The 19,582-nt window shown below is 33.0% G+C and carries 13 protein-coding genes; 8 read left to right on the top strand and 5 right to left on the bottom strand.

The window, feature by feature from the left end:
• Nucleotides 1-43: 43 nt before the first annotated feature.
• The 3 genes from BT107_RS06835 (at nt 44) to BT107_RS06825 (ending at nt 6,580) form a co-directional block, all read left to right on the top strand.
• Nucleotides 44-3,067: a tetratricopeptide repeat protein gene (locus BT107_RS06835; RefSeq protein WP_072303053.1), complete on the top strand. Its 3,024-nt coding sequence runs from the start codon at nt 44-46 to the stop codon at nt 3,065-3,067.
• Between the two features lie 15 nt (nt 3,068-3,082).
• Nucleotides 3,083-4,852 (top strand): porin family protein, encoded by a 1,770-nt coding sequence (locus BT107_RS06830; RefSeq protein ID WP_072303052.1) that lies wholly within the window; start codon nt 3,083-3,085, stop codon nt 4,850-4,852.
• 108 nt (nt 4,853-4,960) lie between these two features.
• A complete protein-coding gene (locus BT107_RS06825; protein ID WP_072303051.1) occupies nt 4,961-6,580 on the top strand; it encodes an amidohydrolase in 1,620 nt (539 codons plus the stop codon).
• An 81-nt stretch (nt 6,581-6,661) separates the two neighbouring features.
• Here BT107_RS06825 and BT107_RS06820 read toward each other — a convergent pair whose 3' ends face one another.
• Entirely contained in the window at nt 6,662-7,195 is a 534-nt protein-coding gene (locus BT107_RS06820; protein ID WP_072303050.1) for a DUF2911 domain-containing protein, read from the bottom strand.
• 242 nt (nt 7,196-7,437) lie between these two features.
• On the opposite strand from BT107_RS06820, the gene asnB reads away from it, so the two are divergent.
• The 3 genes from asnB (at nt 7,438) to BT107_RS06805 (ending at nt 12,451) form a co-directional block, all read left to right on the top strand.
• Nucleotides 7,438-9,111, top strand: coding sequence for an asparagine synthase B (asnB, locus tag BT107_RS06815; RefSeq protein WP_072303049.1), 1,674 nt, complete (start codon nt 7,438-7,440; stop codon nt 9,109-9,111).
• A 322-nt stretch (nt 9,112-9,433) separates the two neighbouring features.
• Entirely contained in the window at nt 9,434-11,380 is a 1,947-nt protein-coding gene (gyrB, locus tag BT107_RS06810; RefSeq protein ID WP_072303048.1) for a DNA topoisomerase (ATP-hydrolyzing) subunit B, read from the top strand.
• A 72-nt stretch (nt 11,381-11,452) separates the two neighbouring features.
• Nucleotides 11,453-12,451, top strand: a complete 999-nt coding sequence (locus BT107_RS06805; protein ID WP_072303047.1) for a DUF6588 family protein — start codon at nt 11,453-11,455, stop codon at nt 12,449-12,451.
• Between the two features lie 78 nt (nt 12,452-12,529).
• On the opposite strand, the gene BT107_RS06800 is transcribed toward BT107_RS06805, so the two are convergent.
• Nucleotides 12,530-12,931 (bottom strand): hypothetical protein, encoded by a 402-nt coding sequence (locus tag BT107_RS06800; protein WP_244543107.1) that lies wholly within the window; start codon nt 12,929-12,931, stop codon nt 12,530-12,532.
• Nucleotides 12,932-13,186: 255 nt separating this feature from the next.
• Between BT107_RS06800 and BT107_RS06795 the strand changes: the two genes are divergently transcribed.
• Both BT107_RS06795 and secDF read left to right on the top strand, forming a co-directional pair.
• Complete coding sequence (locus BT107_RS06795) at nt 13,187-14,113, top strand: malate dehydrogenase (RefSeq protein WP_072303045.1); 927 nt, start codon at nt 13,187-13,189, stop codon at nt 14,111-14,113.
• 144 nt (nt 14,114-14,257) lie between these two features.
• On the top strand, nt 14,258-17,251 hold the full coding sequence (gene secDF / locus BT107_RS06790; protein WP_072303044.1) for a protein translocase subunit SecDF: 2,994 nt from the start codon (nt 14,258-14,260) through the stop codon (nt 17,249-17,251).
• A 57-nt stretch (nt 17,252-17,308) separates the two neighbouring features.
• On the opposite strand, the gene BT107_RS06785 is transcribed toward secDF, so the two are convergent.
• The 3 genes from BT107_RS06785 to BT107_RS06775 are packed head-to-tail and all read right to left on the bottom strand — an operon-like array spanning nt 17,309 to nt 19,581.
• Nucleotides 17,309-18,550, bottom strand: a complete 1,242-nt coding sequence (locus BT107_RS06785) for an ATP-binding cassette domain-containing protein (protein ID WP_084639177.1) — start codon at nt 18,548-18,550, stop codon at nt 17,309-17,311.
• 13 nt (nt 18,551-18,563) lie between these two features.
• Complete coding sequence (locus BT107_RS06780) at nt 18,564-19,082, bottom strand: GNAT family N-acetyltransferase (protein ID WP_072303043.1); 519 nt, start codon at nt 19,080-19,082, stop codon at nt 18,564-18,566.
• Between the two features lie 7 nt (nt 19,083-19,089).
• On the bottom strand, nt 19,090-19,581 hold the full coding sequence (locus BT107_RS06775; protein ID WP_072303042.1) for a DUF192 domain-containing protein: 492 nt from the start codon (nt 19,579-19,581) through the stop codon (nt 19,090-19,092).
• Between the last annotated feature and the right edge of the window lies 1 nt (nt 19,582).

Genomic DNA, 19,582 nt, shown 5'->3' with positions numbered 1-19,582 from the left:
TATAATTTAACTAGAGGTATCTCACTATAATACCTAAGTCTATATGAAAATGAAAAAAATAGCAATACTCCTATGTTTTATGGGAATGTCTATCTATGGATATGCCCAAAAAACAGAAATTTACACTCACGAGAATAAAGATTACGTAAAGGCTCTGTCTTTATATAACGACAAACAATACCAGGCATCGCAGGCTGTTTTTAAAGAGGTAGCCAAAAGCACCAACGATTACGAGACTAAAGCAAATAGCAATTACTACATTGCTACTGCGGCTATACGTCTTAATCAGCTTGGTGCAGATAAGCTAATGGAGCAATTTGTTACAGATTACCCAACATCTACAAAACGAAATACAGCGTATTTAGATGTGGCAGATTATTACTTTGAAACGGGTAAATATCCGCACGCATTAAAGTGGTATTCTAAAGTAGACCAATCTTCTATGTCTAGAAAGGATAAGGAACGATTTGAGTTTAACAATGGTTACGCACTTTTTTCGTCTAAAAAATACAAAGATGCAGAACGTTATTTAAGTCGTGTTACAAACTCGGCTACTTACGGTTCTCAGGCAAAATATTATTTAGGGTACATTTCTTATGAGCAAAACGATTATGAGGAGGCAAACGAACGTTTTGATCAGATTACAGATCAAGATGAGTTAAAAGAAAAACTATCATACTACCAAGCAGATATGAATTTTAAGCTTGGTAATTTTGAAAAAGCAATTGCACTAGCTAAAGAGCAATTACCAAAGGCAGATAGAAACGAAGTATCAGAATTAAATAAAATTATTGGAGAGAGTTACTTTAACTTAAAACAATACAACAATGCTATACCTTATTTAACGGAATATAAAGGTAAACGTGGTAAGTGGAATAATACAGATTACTATTTACTAGGTTACAGTTACTACAAGCAGGGAGATTATACTAATGGTATAGACCAGTTTAATAATATTATTGGAGCAGATAATAGTGTAGCACAAAACGCATACTACCATTTGGCAGAGTGTTATCTAAAGTTAGATAAAAAACAAGAAGCTTTAAATGCATTTAAAAATGCGGCTCAGATGGATTATTCTGAGGGAATTAAAAAAGATGCTTATCTAAACTATGCAAGGTTAAGTTACGAGATTGGTAATGCCTACGAGAGTGTACCATCTGTACTTACAAATTATATAGAGATGTATCCAGATACAGAGCATACCAAAGAAATTCAAGAGCTTTTGGTAGATTCTTATATAACTTCTAAAAATTACAAAGGAGCTTTAGAGTTGTTAGAGAAGAACAAGAACTATGCTAGTAAGGCAACATACCAAAAAGTAGCTTTTTATAGAGGAGTAGAGTTGTTTTTAGAACAAGATTATGAGAAGGCTTTGTCTATTTTTAATTTGTCTTTAGATAATGCCGAAGATCCTAAGTTTAAAGCTAGAGCACATTTTTGGAAAGCGGAGTCGGAGTATTTATTAAATAAATTTTCAGAAGCTTTAGTTTCTTTTGTTGCTTTTCAGCAAAATCCAATGTCTGTTTCTACAGATGAAAATAAAGAGTTAGACTATAATTTAGCATATACTTACTTTAAGCTTAATGATTACACTAACGCAACTGCTTACTATAAAAAGTATACAGAAAGTAAACCAGAAGACCAGGCTAAGTTAAATGATGCTTACCTGCGTTTAGGAGATTGTTATTTTGTAACAAGTAAATACTGGCCAGCTATAGAGACATATAATGTTGCTTTAAAGAATAGAGGCGGACAAAAAGATTATGCAGCGTACCAAAGAGCTTTAAGTTATGGTTTTGTTGGTAAGAGTGATACTAAGATAGATGAGTTAAAAAGTTTTGTGACCAAATACAACAGCTCTACGTTAAAGGATGATGCTTTATATGAGCTTGGTAATACATACATTAAATTAGGAAAAGAAGAGTTAGGTCTACAAGCGTATAACAAATTAATTGAAGAATATAAAGGTAGTAGTTTAGTGCCAAGAGCATTATTACGTGAAGGTTTGGTGCATTACAATGCAAACAGAAATGAGCGGGCTTTAGCTAAGTTTAAAACTGTAGTACGTGACCATTCTAAAACGCAAGAAGCTATACAAGCAGTTGCAACTGCTAAATTGGTGTATGTAGATTTAGGTAGGGTAGACGAGTATGCTAATTGGGTTAGAGATTTAGATTTTGTAGAGGTTACAGATTCTGAGCTAGATAATGCTACATACGAGTCGGCAGAAAAACAGTTTATAGAAAATAAAACAGATGCAGCAATACGAGGTTATGATAATTATATAAAAGATTTTCCTAACGGCTCTCATATTTTAGATGCCAATTTTAAATTGGCACAATTGTATTTTGGTAAAGGACAAAAAGATAATGCTTTACCGCATTATAAATATGTTGCAGATCAAGGAGCAGCAGAATTTACAGAACAAGCAATTGCACGTGTATGCGAAATTTACATAGGTAAAGACAATTACACTAGTGCGTTTCCGTATTTAGAAAAACTAGAACAAACAGCAAACATTAAGCAAAATGTAACTTTTGCGCAGTCTAACTTAATGAAAGGCTATTATAACCAGAAGAACTATAGTAAAACTATTGCTTATGCAGAAAAAGTGTTAGCTACAGAGAGTATAGATAATCGTATTAAGAGTGATGCGCATATAATGATAGCGCGTTCTGCAATAAAAACAAATAACGAGTCTAGAGCAAAAGAAGCATACGCTACAGTGCAAAAGATAGCTACAGGAGAAAGAGGAGCAGAGGCTTGGTACTATAATGCATACTTTAAGCATAAAGAACAAGATTTTGAAGCTTCTTCTACAGCAGTACAAGCGCTAGTAAAAGATTTTTCTGGATATAAAGAATGGGCAGGAAAAGGCTTGCTGTTAATGGCTAAGAATTACGATGCATTGGGAGATGCATACCAGGCAAATTACATTTTAGAAAATATTATTAAAAACTTTGGCAGTTACCCAGATATAGTAGCAGAGGCAAAAGCAGAGCAACGTGTTGTTAAGCAAAAAGAATCTCTTAGCAACTCATCTATAAACCCTGACGGTAATTAAAAATAAGAACACATCATGCAAAAGTATATCTATATAACATTCACTTTATTTTTAGGCCTATCGCAAGTAGGTTTTGCACAAGATAAAGACAAGGATAAAGAAGAAAAAGATTTAGGAACAGAAACGGTAACTGTAGTAAAAGCATATAAGCCTACTATTGCAGATGCTTTTAAAATAAAATCTACACCAGTTATTAATGGTGCTGTAGAATTAAAGAAAAAACCAATTAAGTACAGCATTTTTTCTGTGCCAGTGGCATCTACTTTTACACCTGCAAAAGGCAAGGCTACAGCAGTTAAAAAGAAAAAAGTAGAAGAGTTATACAATTCTTACGTATCTGTTGGTTTGGGTAATTACAGTAATGGTTTAGTAGACTTTTATACAAGTAGACCTATCAATAGAAATGAGACTTTAGACATAGGGTTAAATCATCATTCTTCTCGTGGAGATATAGATGAGGCTCTTGTAGATAATGTTTTTTACGATACCAAAGTAAAAGGTATATATACAAGAAGAGAAAGAGACTTAGAGTGGAGTGCTAATCTTGGATTGCAACATAAATTATACAGTTGGTATGGTATTACAGAAGATGCTTTAGGTACAACACCAGAAAGTTTAATAGATGAAAAGCAGCATTATTTTGATGCTGAGGTTGGAGGCGAACTAATAATGAATGATTACCTAATAAAAGGTGGTGATGTATTATTAAGACGTTTTTGGGATGCTACAGAATCTGGAGAAAACAGAGCGGTGATTAATGCAGCAGTTGAGGTTCCTATTTCTGATGAGCTTATAAATTTTAATGTAAAGCTAGACTACCTTGGAGGTAAGTTTAAAAACGCTAGTTTAAATAGTACAGATAATACTGGCGAAATTAAATTTGGCCAAGTGCAGTTTGGTGTAAATCCAAGTTTGGTAATTTTAAGAGATGATCTTACGTTAAACTTGGGGGCTAATATTGTTTACGGTTTAAATACGGAGGCAAATAATAGTAATTTTTATATCTACCCTGCTGTAACGGCATCTTATAGATTGTCAGGAGAAACTGCTATTGCATATGGTGGTTTAGAGGGAGATTTACATCAGAATTCTTATCACGATTTTGTAGAAGAGAATCCGTTTGTGTCTCCAACGCTTACTATTTTGCCAACAGATAGTCAATACAATGCATATGTAGGTTTAAAAGGTCAGTTGTTAACTAATTTAGGGTACAATGTAAAAGCATCTTACAAAGCAGAAAACAATACGGCATTGTATAAGTTAAATCCAGAAAATGTATTTAGAGCAGATGAAGATAAAGATTATCACTTAGGAAATACGTTTGATATTTTTTATGATGATATCAAAACATTTTCATTCTTTGGAGAGCTTAATGTAGATGTAAATAGAAACTTTGCTTTGGGCGTAAATGCAGAAGTTTTTAGTTACACAACAGAAACAGATAACCCAGCTTGGAACTTGCCAAAAGTAAAAGGATCTCTATTTATGGATTATCAAATAGATGAAAAATGGTATATGGGGGCTAACTTGTTTTTTGTTGGCGAAAGAGAAGACTTAGGTTCAATTGCAGCAACTGGTACATTACCGCAAGACTTTGCTTCTACTGTAGTAACATTAGATAGTTATTTTGATGCAAATGCACACGTAGGCTATCGTTTAGATGATAAATTATCACTTTTTATAAAAACAGCAAATATAACAGGTAATAGTTACCAGCGTTGGGCTAACTATCCGGTACAAGGTTTTCAGGTGTTAGCCGGAGCAACTTATAAGTTCGATTGGTAATAGAATAGAAAAGCTATTTTTTTAAAGGATATAAATGACTCGTTAATAAAGTGAGTTGTTTTATATCCTTTTTTTTATTTTCATTATTTTTGAAGAAACTCAGAAATAATGAAAAAACTAATACTATTACTGCTCGTAACAATAAGTGCGTGTAGTCCTAAAAAAGAAAAGGTCGACTTTATTGTGACTAATGCAAATGTGTACACAGTAGACTCTACTTTTACAAAAGCACAATCTTTTGCTGTAAAAGACAATGTGTTTATTGCTGTTGGAACCGATAAAGAAATAACAGAAAAATACACTTCAGAAAAAACTATAGATGCAGGTGGTAAAACAATTACTCCAGGTTTAATAGATGCGCATTGTCATTTTTTTGGTTTAGGGATGAACCAGCAAGTGGTAGATTTGCTGGATACCAAAAGTTTTGATGAGGTAGTAGCACGTGTTTCTGCTTTTCAAAAAACAAATACCAAAACATTTATTGCAGGTAGAGGTTGGGATCAAAACGACTGGGAAGTGAAAGAATTTCCTTCTAAAGAAGTTTTAGATTCATTGTTCCCGGCAATACCTGTTGTTCTACAGCGTATAGATGGTCATGCTTATATTGTTAATCAATATGCATTAGATCTTGCTAACATTACAACTGAAACTGTTGTAGATGGTGGCGAAATTGTACAAGTTAATGGTAAGCTTACAGGTGTTTTAGTAGATAATCCTATGGCATTAATAGATAATGTTTTGCCAAAGCCAAGTGTTGCTACGCAGGTACAGGCATTAAAAGATGCGGAAAAAATCTGTGTAGATTATGGTTTAACAACAGTTAACGATGCAGGTTTAGATAAGCAAACAATAGAGATTATAGATAGTCTACAGCAAAATAATGAAATGGACATTCGTGTCTACGCAATGATTAGTGCAAACAAAGAAAACTTAGACTACTATTTAACTAAAGGAATTGTAAAAACAGATAAACTTAATGTGCGCTCTGTAAAAGTATACGGAGATGGTGCTTTAGGGTCTAGAGGAGCTGCCTTAAAAGCGGAGTACTCAGATAAGCATAATCATTACGGAGCAATGGTAACTCCTGTTGCAGAAATAAATAATCTTGCAAACAGAATTGCAAAAACAGAATATCAAATGAATACGCATGCTATTGGAGATTCTGCCAATGTAGCAGTTTTACGTGCTTATAAATCGGCTTTAAAAAACAAAGAAGATAGACGTTGGAAAGTAGAGCACGCACAAATAATAGCACCTCAGGATTTTGACTATTTTAAATTAGGTATTATACCATCTGTGCAGCCAACACACGCAACTAGCGATATGTATTGGGCAGAAGACAGATTAGGAAAAGAACGTGTAAAAGGAGCATATGCCTTTAAAAAATTATTAGACATTGCTGGTGTTATTGCTTTAGGTACAGATTTTCCAGTAGAACGTGTTAGTCCGTTTTTAACTTTTTATGCCGCTGTAGCAAGAAAAGATACAAAGAACTATCCTGAAAATGGTTTTCAGAAAGAAAACGCATTGTCTAGAGAAGAAACTTTAAAGGGAATGACAATCTGGGCTGCTTACTCTAATTTTGAAGAAAATGAAAAAGGAAGTATTGAAGCAGGTAAAAAAGCAGATTTTGTTATTTTAAGTGATAATATAATGGAAATTGAAGAGGCTAAAATACCTAGTATTACTGCAGAACAGGTTTTTATAGGAGGTAAACAAGTAAAGTAAATAATACTAAAAATAGCAGTAAAAATAAACCCGAAACTACTTAATAGTTTCGGGTTTTATATTTTATAGTATGCTGTTAGCTTACATAGAAAGTGCAAAAGGAACAGAAACTAAAGTAGTTCCCCAGCCCATTACCATATCTGTCTCTGTAAATGTTACAGAAAAAGCTTCTAAAGACTCATTGCTTTTAGTTGCTTTACCAGTTACTCTAAGTACATCAGCAGCTTTATCGTAAGAATAAGCACCCCATTGGTTTAAGTTTTTGTTTAATATAACTGTCCATTCTTTATCTCCAGGTATAGTAAATAAAGAATAAGTGCCAGCTTTTACAGCTTTACCACCAAAGTTAGTATCGTTGTAAAAAGTAATTTCTGCTGCTTCATTAGCACCAGTTCTCCATACTTTTCCTGCAGGAGCTAAATCTTTTATCATTCTCCCTTTTAATTGAGGGCGACTGTATATAACACGAATGTTCTTCTTTGATATTTTGTAGCTAGATGGTTGTGTAGCTATATCTGCTGGACTCTTATCTAATCCAGGAAATTTTTGAGCAGTGGCACTAGTAGAAAATACCATTGTTAATACAAGTACTGATAATGCAAGTAATCTTTTCATAAAGTTTGTTTTTGTTTTTTTCAAATTTAGCGACAATTTCGCAGTAATAGAATTAATGGTCGCTAAAATTATGCCAACTTACAAAATGATCATTTTTTTTATGATTAAACTAACTCGTAGTTTTAATTGTAATGTAATAAGCTTAAAAATGTTTTAAATTGAAACCAATATTACTATATATGTTTTTAAATCGAAACATTTAATTCATCTTTGTAATCAAATTGATATAAAGATATAATAATATGTGTGGAATAGTTTGTGCATTTGATGTAAAAGAGAGCACTGAGGCATTAAGACCTCAATTGTTAGATATGTCTAAAAAAATTAGACATAGAGGTCCAGACTGGAGCGGTATATATGCAGACGATAAAGCTATTTTAGCACACGAGCGTTTGGCAATTGTGGATCCAGCTTCTGGTAAGCAACCTTTATTTAGTAAAGATGGTAAGTTGGTTTTAGCGGCTAACGGAGAAATATATAATCACCAAGAATTAAGAGCGCAACTTAAAGATAATTATGAATTTCAGACAGAGTCTGATTGTGAAGTTATTTTAGCGTTATATAAAGAAAAAGGAACATCTTTTTTAGATGAGTTAAATGGTATTTTTGGCTTTGCTATTTACGATGTAGATAAAGACGAGTATTTTATAGCTCGTGACCATATGGGTATTATTCCTTTATATATGGGGTGGGATGCAAATGGTACTTTTTATGTGGCATCAGAATTAAAAGCTTTAGAGGGTACATGTACTAAAATAGAGTTGTTTCCTCCGGGCCACTACTTACATAGTAAAGATGGCGAATTAAAGAAATGGTACTCTCGTGATTGGATGGAGTATGATGCGGTTAAAGAAAATGAAACTAGCATACAAGAAATTAAAGAAGCGTTAGAGGCTGCAGTTCACAGACAGTTAATGTCAGACGTACCATACGGTGTTCTTTTATCTGGTGGTTTAGATTCTTCAGTAACTTCTGCAATAGCAAAGAAATATTCTCAAAAAAGAATAGAATCTGGAGATACTAAAGATGCTTGGTGGCCGCAATTACACTCTTTTTCTGTAGGTTTAGATGGTTCTCCAGATTTAGCAGCTGCACAGATCGTAGCAGACCATATTGGTACTGTGCACCACGAGATTAAATTTACAATACAAGAAGGTTTAGATGCTATTAGAGATGTAGTTTATAATCTAGAGACTTACGATATTACTACCATTAGAGCTTCAACGCCTATGTATTTAATGGCACGTGTAATAAAGTCTATGGGTATTAAAATGGTATTGTCTGGCGAAGGAGCAGATGAGTTATTTGGCGGGTATTTATACTTTCATAAAGCGCCAAATCCAAAAGAGTTTCATGAAGAGACTGTTCGTAAGTTAGATAAACTACACATGTACGATTGTCTTAGAGCAAACAAAAGTTTAGCTGCTTGGGGTATAGAAGGTAGAGTTCCGTTTTTAGATAAAGAATTTATGGATGTAGCTATGCGTATTAACCCAAAAGATAAAATGATTAACGGGGAACGTATGGAGAAATGGGTTGTTCGTAAAGCTTTTGAAGATATGTTACCAGAAAGTGTAGCGTGGAGACAAAAAGAACAATTTTCTGACGGTGTAGGTTATAGTTGGATAGATACTTTAAAAGAAGTAGTAGCAGAAGAAGTTACAGATGAGCAATTGGCAAATGCTAAATATAGATTTCCGTTACAAACGCCAACATCTAAAGAGGAGTTTTATTACAGGTCTATTTTTGAAGAGCATTTCCCAAGTGATGCAGCAGCATTATGTGTGCCTCAAGAACCTTCTGTAGCATGTAGTACAAGAATTGCTTTAGAGTGGGATGAAGCGTTTAAGAATATGAACGACCCATCTGGTAGAGCTGTAGCTAAAGTGCATACAGATGCTTACGTTGTGCAATAATTTTTTAGCCTGAATTAGCAACTGTTTTTTCAGTTTTAATTATAATTAGTCTTTAAGGAGTACCAAATTTTGGTGCTCCTTTTTTGTTTACAGCTCTTCTAAGGCATTTTTATTTTTTTTGAATTTTTAAAAATTGTTGTTTTGGTATCATTAGCTATTTAAAATTAATTTAAGCTTGTTTAAGAGACTTTTGTGAGTAATTAAAAAATGTTGATAACTATTTTGAAACAGTCTTAAAACGGTTTAAAATTAATGAAGCATTATTTTATATTTGTTAGGTTGTATTTTTTATAATGAAATTAAGCACGATAATTTATATATAATGAGCGAAGAAGCAAAAAAAAATAATTATTCAGCTGATAGTATTCAGGCCCTTGAGGGTATGGAGCACGTACGTATGCGTCCGTCCATGTATATCGGGGACGTTGGTGTAAGAGGTTTACACCATTTGGTATACGAGGTTGTAGATAACTCTATAGATGAAGCAATGGGTGGCCATTGTGATACTATTAGTGTAATTATTAATGAAGATAACTCTATAACTGTTAGAGATAACGGTAGGGGTATACCAGTAGACATTCATAAAAAAGAAGGTGTATCTGCTTTACAGGTTGTAATGACCAAAATTGGAGCAGGTGGTAAATTTGATAAAGATTCTTACAAAGTATCTGGTGGTTTACACGGTGTAGGTGTTTCTTGTGTAAATGCACTATCTAAAGATTTAAAAGCTACAGTTTTTCGTAACGGAACTATTTACGAGCAAGAATATCAAAAAGGTAAAGCATTATATCCAGTAAAAAGTATTGGAGAAACAGAAATAAGAGGTACAGAGGTTACTTTTTATCCAGATGATACCATTTTTACGCAAACTACAGAGTTTAATTATGAAACTCTAGCAAATAGAATGCGTGAGTTGTCTTACCTAAATAAAGGTGTGGCAATTACTTTAACAGATAAAAGACAAGAAGACAAAGAAAGCGAAAGCGGTTTTGTTGGAGAACGTTTTTACTCTGATGAAGGGTTAAAAGAATTTATCAAGTTTTTAGACGGAAATAGAGAGCAACTTATTCAGAATGTTATTTCTATGGAAGGTGAAAAAAATGGCATACCTGTAGAGGTTGCTATGGTTTACAACACTTCTTACTCAGAAAACTTACATTCTTATGTAAACAATATTAATACACATGAAGGTGGTACGCACCTTTCTGGTTTTAGACGTGGTTTAACAAGTACATTAAAGAAGTATGCAGATGCTTCAGGAATGTTAGATAAATTAAAGTTTGAGATTCAAGGAGATGATTTCCGTGAAGGTTTAACTGCAATTGTATCTGTAAAAGTATCAGAACCACAATTTGAAGGGCAAACAAAAACAAAATTAGGTAACAGAGAGGTTTCAGCGGCAGTTAGTCAGTCTGTATCAGAAATGTTAACTAACTATTTGGAAGAAAATCCAGATGATGCTAAAGTAATTGTACAAAAAGTTATTTTGGCTGCGCAAGCACGTCATGCGGCAACAAAGGCCCGTGAAATGGTACAGCGTAAAACAGTAATGAGTATTGGTGGTTTACCTGGGAAATTATCAGATTGTTCAGATCAAGATCCTGTTAATTGCGAAGTTTTTCTTGTTGAGGGAGATTCGGCGGGTGGTACTGCAAAACAAGGGCGTGATAGAGCTTTTCAAGCAATTTTGCCGCTACGTGGTAAAATTTTGAATGTTGAAAAAGCAATGCAACACAAGGTTTTTGAAAACGAAGAAATAAAAAACATATATACAGCTTTAGGTGTAACTATTGGTACAGAAGAAGATAGTAAGGCACTAAATCTTGACAAGTTAAGATATCATAAAGTGGTTATTATGTGTGATGCCGATGTCGATGGTAGTCATATTGAAACATTAATTCTTACTTTTTTCTTTAGATATATGAAAGAGCTAATAGAGGCGGGGCATATTTATATAGCAACACCTCCATTGTACTTGGTTAAAAAAGGAACTAAGAAAAGATATGCTTGGTCAGACAAGGAAAGGGATGAAATTGCAGATAGTTTTAATGGTAGTGTAGGTATACAACGTTATAAAGGTCTTGGGGAGATGAATGCTGAACAATTGTGGGATACTACAATGAATCCAAACTTTAGAACATTAAGACAAATTACTATAGAATCTGCAACAGAATCAGATCGTGTATTCTCAATGTTAATGGGAGATGAAGTACCTCCTAGAAGAGAATTTATAGAGAAGAATGCTGTCTATGCAAACATTGATGCATAAGAAAGTAGGTTTATACAACAAAAACTCGCACCATTGGTGCGAGTTTTTTAGTTTTATAAAAAAAATATTTCTATGAAAAAATTTAGTTTAGTTATTTTCTTGGCATTCAGTGCATATGCATCTGCTCAATCTAGTGCAAACGAAGTTTTTGCTGCAGGTATAGAAGATGCAAATAAGTTTATTAATGGCTATTTGTCTCCTGTTTCTGAGGGAATGTTATATGGCCTTGGTGGTGGTTGGTATAATACTGCAGATGCAAAACCATTAGGTGGTTTTGAAATATCTATTATTGGTAATATGACACAATCTCCGAATGATAAAAAATCATTTATACTAAATACAGAAGATTATGAAAATTTAAAGTTTGTAGATGGTAGTGTTTCAAAAGAAGTTTCTTCTGCTTTAGGGGATCTAGATGGTATAGATGTTTTTGTTGATGGACCTTTGCCGGGTGATGTTGATCGAGAAGAGTTTGAACTTCCATCTGGTTTAGCATCAGAAAATATAAACTTTGTGCCAACGGCTTTTTTGCAAGTGAGTGTAGGTTTAATAAAGGGAACTGAGATAAAAGCTCGCTTTTTACCAAAAGTAGAAACAGATGATGTAGAATTAGGTTTGTATGGTATTGGTCTTCAGCACGATTTTACTAAGCTACTACCAGCAGATAAAATATTGCCAGTTGCAATATCTGGTGTTATTGGATATACGCATTTAACAGGCTCGTACGATTTTACAGATCAAGGGGTTGTGTCAGGAGAAAATCAGAGGCTAGATGTTAAAATGAATACTTGGGTTTTTCAGGCAGTAGTGTCTACTAAGTTGCCTATAATTAATTTTTATGGAGGTGTTGGTTACTTATCAGGAAAGTCAACTATAGATGTCTTAGGAACATATAGTGGAGGTTTTTTAACACAGCCTGTAACAGATCCTTTTTCTGTAAAAACAAATGCTAGTGGTGTTACGGGTAATATAGGGGCTAAACTTAAATTAGGTTTCTTTAGATTGCATGCAGATTATTCTCTAGCTAAATACAACAACTTATCTGTTGGTGTTAACTTTGGTTTTAGATAATAGTATTGTAATTTTTTCATATAAAAAAAGCCCTAGAAATAAATTTCTAGGGCTTTTTTAAATGTTGTAAACTTTTATTTATTCTCTAAACGCTAATGTTTCACCATTAGTTTCTTCTAGAATAACATTACTAGAAGCTTGTTCTGTATTTTTTTCAGTGCTATTACTTAGTTCTGTTGTTTTAATTGAAACATTGTCATTTGGCATATCGGTACCTGGATATGTAATGGTGTAGGTGTCTCCATCGTTTGTCCATCTAAAGTCTGTTAAAAAAGCAACATTATCATTGGTGTAACTGTGAAAACGACCTTTGTGAGCATCGTTAAAAATCCATTCTTCTTTAGAATCTTTTCCTGATTCTAAAGTTGTGGTTTTTGCCCAAATGCCAAGAATGGGATCATTGCTTTCTGGAATTTCAGAGCAACCAAAAATTGTACTGAATACAAATGTTGCCATGAAAAAATGTAGGGGTTTTTTCATAAGTAGGTATTTTAATTAATTTGGATATTGTTCTAACGTCGACTTTTGTTGTGTATTTCATTTTTTTCGATGTATAACGCCTTTTTTTGTAGTTTTTCGTTTAAATACCTTTTTCTTTAACATTAGGTAGCGTTTCAATCTATTTAATACTTATAAAAGAATATTAAAGTTATTGTATACCTTATTTATAATGTTAAAATTCTTTATTTTTACAGTCATTAAAAAAATTATTAAAAATTAAATAAATATATACTTATGAAAGTAACGGTAGTAGGTGCAGGTGCAGTAGGCGCTAGTTGTGCAGAATACATTGCAATTAAAAATTTTGCATCAGAAGTTGTTGTGTTGGATATTAAAGAAGGATATGCAGAAGGTAAAGCAATGGACTTAATGCAGACGGCATCTTTAAATGGTTTTGATACTAAGATTGTTGGTTCTACTAACGATTATTCTAAAACAGCAGATAGTGATATTGCCGTTATTACTTCTGGTATTCCTCGTAAGCCAGGAATGACAAGAGAAGAATTAATTGGTATTAATGCAGGTATTGTAAAAACTGTATCAGAAAATTTAATTAAGCATTCTCCAAATGTTATTCTTGTAGTTGTTAGTAACCCTATGGATACTATGACTTATTTAGTGCATAAAACTACAGGTTTACCAAGAAACAGAATTATTGGTATGGGTGGTGCTTTAGATAGTGCTCGTTTTAAATACAGATTAGCTGAAGCTTTAGAGGCTCCAATATCTGATGTGGACGGTATGGTAATCGGTGGTCATAGTGATACTGGTATGGTACCTTTAACTGCACACGCAACAAGAAATAGTGTAAAAGTTTCTGAGTTTTTATCTGAAGAAAGATTAGAACAAGTTGCTGCAGATACTAAAGTAGGTGGTGCTACATTAACTAAGTTGTTAGGAACTAGTGCATGGTATGCTCCTGGTGCAGCTGTTTCTGGTTTAGTACAGGCTATTGCTTGTGACCAGAAAAAAATGTTTCCATGTTCTACATTGTTAGAAGGTGAATATGGTTTAAATGATCTTTGTATTGGTGTACCTGTAATTTTAGGTAAAAACGGTATAGAGAAAATTGTTGAGATTAAGTTGAGTGATGCTGAAAAAGCAAAGATGCAAGAAAGTGCTGCTGGAGTTTCTAAAACTAACGGCCTTTTAGAATTATAATATTACAACAAAACGATAATAATAAGGGTGACAAATTTATTTGTACACCCTTATTTTATATAATATTGTAAATATATTGGCAATTCTTATCTTAAATGATATATTTGCACGCTATATAAAATTACCAATAATAAACAAAAACTAATGTATAATAAAGGACTTATAAAGCTGTTTGCTTTTTTATTTGGGATCGTAAGTATCTATCAGTTATCCTATACTTTTATAAGTAGTAAGATCGAAAATGAAGCGGCAACTTTTGCAGCAAGTAAAATATCTGAATCAGATTCAGATTTTGCAGACAAGAGAGAAGCATTGGAAACTAAATACTTAGACTCTATAGGAGGTGAATCTGTATTTGGATACACAAGCTACAACGAGGCTAAGAAAAAAGAATTAAACAAAGGTCTTGACCTTAAAGGTGGTATTAACGTTACGCTTCAAATTAAGATAAAAGATATCTTATCTGGCTTAGCAAATAACACTAAAAACCCTGTTTTTCTTAAGTCATTAGAAGATGCTGATGAGGCGTCTAAAAGCAGTGATAAAACTTATGTAGACTTATTCTTTGAAGCATTTGATGCTAATAAAGGTGATACAAGGTTAGCTTCTCCAGATATTTTCTTTACTAAAACATTAAGTGAAGAGATAAAAAGTATGGATGCTTCTGATCAAGAGGTGAAGCCTATCATCCGTAGAAAAATTGATGAGTCAGTAGAATCTGCTTTTGAAGTATTAAGAGAACGTATAGATGGTTTTGGTGTTACACAGCCTAATATACAAAGAGAAGGAAATTCTGGACGTATCTTGGTAGAATTACCGGGTGCTAAAGATAAGGCAAGAGCACAAGAGTTGCTTTCTAGTACAGCACAGTTAGAGTTTTGGGAAACATATCCTAAAAACGACCCTAACGTAATGCAGTTTATTAATCTTGCAAACGAAAAATTAAGATCTTTAGTAGATAATAAGGCTGCGGTTGCTGATACAGAAGCTAAGCCAGAATCTGAAATTGATTCTTTATTATCTGATGTTACACAAGATTCTTTAGATGTTGCTAGTCAAGTAAACCCTTTAGGAGATTTAATTGCCGGTATTCCTAATAGTTATGCTGTTGCAGAATTTGCAATAAAAGATACAGCTAAGGTTAACGAATACCTTAGAATGCCAGAAATTAAAAGATTAATTCCAAATGCTATACAGCACATTAAGTTTGTATGGGAGCGTCCTGCAAAAGGTTCTGAGGTAATTGGTTTATTTGCTTTAAAAGGTAATAGAGAAAATGCTCCAGAAATGAGTGGAGATGTTGTTAGTGGTGCTCGTGCTCAGTTCGATCAATTTAACAGGCCGGCTGTTGGAATGGATATGAACGTTAAAGGAGCTAAGCAATGGCAGAAATTTACAAGTGAGGTTAACTTAAACCAAACTGGTATTGCCGTAGTTTTAGATAATAGAGTTTACACTGCTCCAGGTTGTTCTGTAGTTGGTGGTATATCTGGTGGTAGTACAGAAATCTCAGGAGATTTTACACTAGCAGAAACAAAAGATATTGCAAACGTTCTTAGAGCAGGTAAATTACCAGCTAGAGCAGATATCATTCAATCAGAAGTTGTTGGCCCATCTTTAGGTCACGAATCTATTAATAGTGGTTTAATGTCTTTCTTAATTGCAATGGCATTAGTATTGCTTTGGATGGTTTTCTATTACGGTAAAGCTGGTGTAGCTGCGGATATTGCATTATTATTAAACATTTTATTAATATTTGGAGTGTTGGTAAGCTTAGGAGCTGTGTTAACATTGCCTGGTATTGCTGGTATTGTATTAACTATAGGTATGTCTGTAGATGCTAACGTACTTATATTTGAGCGTATAAAAGAAGAATTGGCAAAAGGTAAAGGTCAGGCTTTAGCAATTTCTGATGGTTTTGGAAATGCTTTGTCTTCTATATTAGATGCTAACATTACAACAGGTCTTACTGCTGTTATCTTATTTATATTTGGTTCAGGACCAATTAAAGGTTTTGCTACTACATTATTAATAGGTATTGCAACATCTTTATTTACTGCAATATTTGTTACAAGGTTATTTGTTGAAGGATACAGTGGAGGTAAAGGAAAAGTGTTAGAATTCTGTACAGGTTTAACAAGAAACCTTTTCAAGAATTTAAGTATCGACTTTTTAAAGAAAAGAAAAATAGCTTACGTTATTTCTGGAACTTTAATAGTAGTTGCGTTAGTTTCTTTATTTACTACAGGATTACAACAAGGTGTAGATTTTGTTGGAGGTAGAACATATCAAGTTCGTTTTGAGAATAGTGTAAGTACTAGTGAAATTTCATCTAAGTTAACTACTGTTTTTGATAAAGGGACAAATGTTAAGACTTTTGGAGATGATAATCAGATTATGATTACAACTTCTTATAAGGTAGATGAAGATGGTATTGCTGTTGATGAAGAGATTCAAGAAAAATTATTTAATTCATTACAAGACTTATTGCCAAGTGGTTTAACATTGGCTGAGTTTAATAATGGAGGTACTGATGATGTGTCAATAGGTATTGTAAAGTCTAAAAAAGTTGGACCAACGATAGCAGATGATATTAAGAAAAACGCAGTTTGGGCTATTTTAGGATCATTATTAGTAGTGTTCTTATATATCTTATTCCGTTTCCGTAAATGGCAATTCTCATTAGGAGCTGTTGTTGCAGTTTTCCATGATGTATTAGTTGTATTAGGTGTGTTCTCTATATTTGGTAAAATAATGCCTTTTAATATGGAAATAGATCAGGCATTTATTGCGGCAATATTAACTGTAATTGGTTACTCGTTAAATGATACCGTGGTTGTTTTTGACCGTATTAGAGAGATTGTAAAAGAAAGAGGATGGAGTTCTGGAGATAATGTTGGTTTAGCATTAAACAGTACATTAAGTAGAACGTTAAATACTTCTTTAACTACTTTAGTGGTGTTATTGGCAATCTTTATTTTTGGAGGTGAGTCTTTAAGAGGATTTATGTTCGCTATGATTATTGGTGTGCTTGTAGGTACATACTCATCTTTATTTATTGCAACACCAGTTATGTTTGATACTTTAAAGAAAAGAATACAAGCAGGTAAAGAAGATAAAGTTGAAGACAACGAATAATTCTTAATACCTAATTATAAAATAAAAAAGCTGCTTACATTTTGTAAGCAGCTTTTTTTATTTTAAGATGTTTGCTATAGAGCCGTTGGGTGTTGTTTGTAGCTCTATAATTGCTAGAGGTTCTAGGTTTGGTTCTTTTCTGTGAGATACAAAAATTAAAGCTGTTTGTTTGCTCTTAGCTATTTTGTTTACAAGAGAAACAAATAAAGCTGCATTGTTATCATCTAGGTCAGCTGTAGGTTCGTCTAGTATTAATAGCAGCGGTTGTTTTACTATTGCTCTTAATAACATAACAAGGCGTTGTTCTCCCCTGGTAATCTGGTTAAATAATTTATTTTTTATTTCTGATAAACCAGCTATTTTTAACCATTGATTAGTCAAGTTTAATTGTGTTTCTGTTGGTTTTGTATATAAGCCAATAGCATCTGTAAAACCAGCTAAAACCATATGTTCTATGGTGTGGTTTCCTTTAAAGTTATCTGTTAGTGAAGGGGTAAAGTAGCCAATCTTTTTTTTGATATCCCAAATGCTTTCTCCGCTTCCTTTTTTTTGTCCAAATAAATACAATTCTTGTCCGTAACCTTTGTTGTTTTCTCCTGTTATCATAGATAAAAGAGTAGTTTTTCCACTTCCATTTTTACCTATTAGTTGCCAGAACTCACCTTTGTTTATTTGCCAATTTATTTGGTGTAATACTTTTTTAGTTTGAAAAGAAACAGAAACATCTTTAAATCGAATAAGTTCTGTGTAAGCATAGTTTATAGCAGTGTTGTTTTTTGGTATTTCTAGGCGTTCTAAAGACGTTTGGTTATTAATTGAAGTATTGTACTCTGTTAATGAAGAGTAGTGCTTTAAATAGTCTTTTTCTAATTTGTATATTTTAGAGGCTATTGGTAATCTGTCTTCTTGTCTGTTGCAAATAAGTATAATTCCTATAGATTCTGAAATCTCTAGAAAAAGTTCTTTTAGTTTTGTTTGATATGCTGTGTCTAGGTTGTCAAATGGGTTGTCTAAAATAATATATTTTGGTTTTTGATCTAAAAGATATTTTAATAAAACTCTTTTTTGCTCACCACTAGACATAGATTTTAGACTCTGCATTGTATTTGCGGTAAGCGTCTTTATATCGTGAATCTCTTCTTCTTTAATAAATTTTAATACTTCAGATTTAGAAAAGAGCGCTGTGTCTATACCTTTTAAAAAATTGAACTCTTCTGGTTTTTCATCTTTAAGAAGTGATGTAATAAATGAAGAGGTATTAGACTCATTTGTGGTAAATATTGTAATGTGTTTAATCATCTTAATAAGAACATTAATTAAAAACTCTATAGATATGTACTGGGTTGTTGTGGTATTTTGTGGTTTTGCTTAACTGCATACCATTTGCTAAAGCAACTTTTATAGAGGGAATGTTGTTTATGTGAATAATTGAGATTAATGAATCTCTAAAATTGTTGTTAAAAGCAAATTCTTTACATTTTTTAGCAGCTTCGGTAGCGTAGCCTTTTTGCCAAAGTTCAGGCAATATAGAATAGCCTATTTCTAACTCTTCTATGTTATCTACTGTTTGTATTAGTAATCTGCATAAACCAACTAAGAGATTGGTCTTTTTGCATATAAGGGCGTTCATACCTCCTAAGTCTTGCTTGTAACGCTCAAAAACACGATTAAATTGTTGTTGGCAAGCTGTCTTTGGGTTTTTTGGTAAGCCATTCCAAAACTCAGATGATCTAAGGTCTTTATGAAAAGGAAGCCAAGAATCAAAGTCCGATTCTTTTAGATTTCTAAATATTAATCTTTCTGTAGATTCGCCATTTAGAAGATATTTCATAGTTGTATTATAGTCTGGTAAAATCTATTTTATCGCCTACTTCTAAAAGGTGTTTTTCTGATAAGCCAGCGTTAATTTCTAATACATATTTTACTGGGACTTTAGAAGTTAACCCTGTTTCGTCTAATGGTTTTGCGTTTTCTTGAAAACTAGCAATACGTAGATTTTCATCAATATAAATAATGTCTAAAGCTATTTTGGTGTTTTTCATATAAAAAGAATGTACTCTAGAATCAGGAAAAATAAATAACATTCCTTGTTTATCTTTCATACTAGTTCTTTCCATTAAACCAGTTTGCGTTTCGTAATCTGTTTCTGCAATTTCTATGTCTAATGTTAGAGCTGTGCTATTATCTGTACTTTTGGTAATTGTTAAAGTGCCTTCTTTTGTAAAAGCAGGTTCAGGAGTTTGTATAACTTCTGTTTTGTTTTCTTTACAACTTGTTATTAAAGAAACAATAGTAATTAATAAAAAAGAATAATTCTTTAATGTTTTCATA

Source organism: Cellulophaga fucicola (genome assembly GCF_900119145.1).
GTDB lineage: Bacteria > Bacteroidota > Bacteroidia > Flavobacteriales > Flavobacteriaceae > Cellulophaga > Cellulophaga fucicola.
The sequence above is the reverse complement of the archived record's forward strand: the minus strand, read 5'-3'. Positions and strand labels throughout refer to the sequence as shown.

Coding starts and splice junctions, on each gene's coding strand:
- BT107_RS06800 (WP_244543107.1), bottom strand. CDS start 12,931: ATGAAAAAACCCCTACATTTTTTCATGGCAACATTTGTATTCAGTACA.
- BT107_RS06775 (WP_072303042.1), bottom strand. CDS start 19,581: ATGAAAACATTAAAGAATTATTCTTTTTTATTAATTACTATTGTTTCT.
- BT107_RS06825 (WP_072303051.1), top strand. CDS start 4,961: ATGAAAAAACTAATACTATTACTGCTCGTAACAATAAGTGCGTGTAGT.
- gyrB (WP_072303048.1), top strand. CDS start 9,434: ATGAGCGAAGAAGCAAAAAAAAATAATTATTCAGCTGATAGTATTCAG.
- BT107_RS06805 (WP_072303047.1), top strand. CDS start 11,453: ATGAAAAAATTTAGTTTAGTTATTTTCTTGGCATTCAGTGCATATGCA.
- BT107_RS06795 (WP_072303045.1), top strand. CDS start 13,187: ATGAAAGTAACGGTAGTAGGTGCAGGTGCAGTAGGCGCTAGTTGTGCA.
- secDF (WP_072303044.1), top strand. CDS start 14,258: ATGTATAATAAAGGACTTATAAAGCTGTTTGCTTTTTTATTTGGGATC.
- asnB (WP_072303049.1), top strand. CDS start 7,438: ATGTGTGGAATAGTTTGTGCATTTGATGTAAAAGAGAGCACTGAGGCA.
- BT107_RS06835 (WP_072303053.1), top strand. CDS start 44: ATGAAAATGAAAAAAATAGCAATACTCCTATGTTTTATGGGAATGTCT.
- BT107_RS06830 (WP_072303052.1), top strand. CDS start 3,083: ATGCAAAAGTATATCTATATAACATTCACTTTATTTTTAGGCCTATCG.
- BT107_RS06785 (WP_084639177.1), bottom strand. CDS start 18,550: ATGATTAAACACATTACAATATTTACCACAAATGAGTCTAATACCTCT.
- BT107_RS06820 (WP_072303050.1), bottom strand. CDS start 7,195: ATGAAAAGATTACTTGCATTATCAGTACTTGTATTAACAATGGTATTT.
- BT107_RS06780 (WP_072303043.1), bottom strand. CDS start 19,082: ATGAAATATCTTCTAAATGGCGAATCTACAGAAAGATTAATATTTAGA.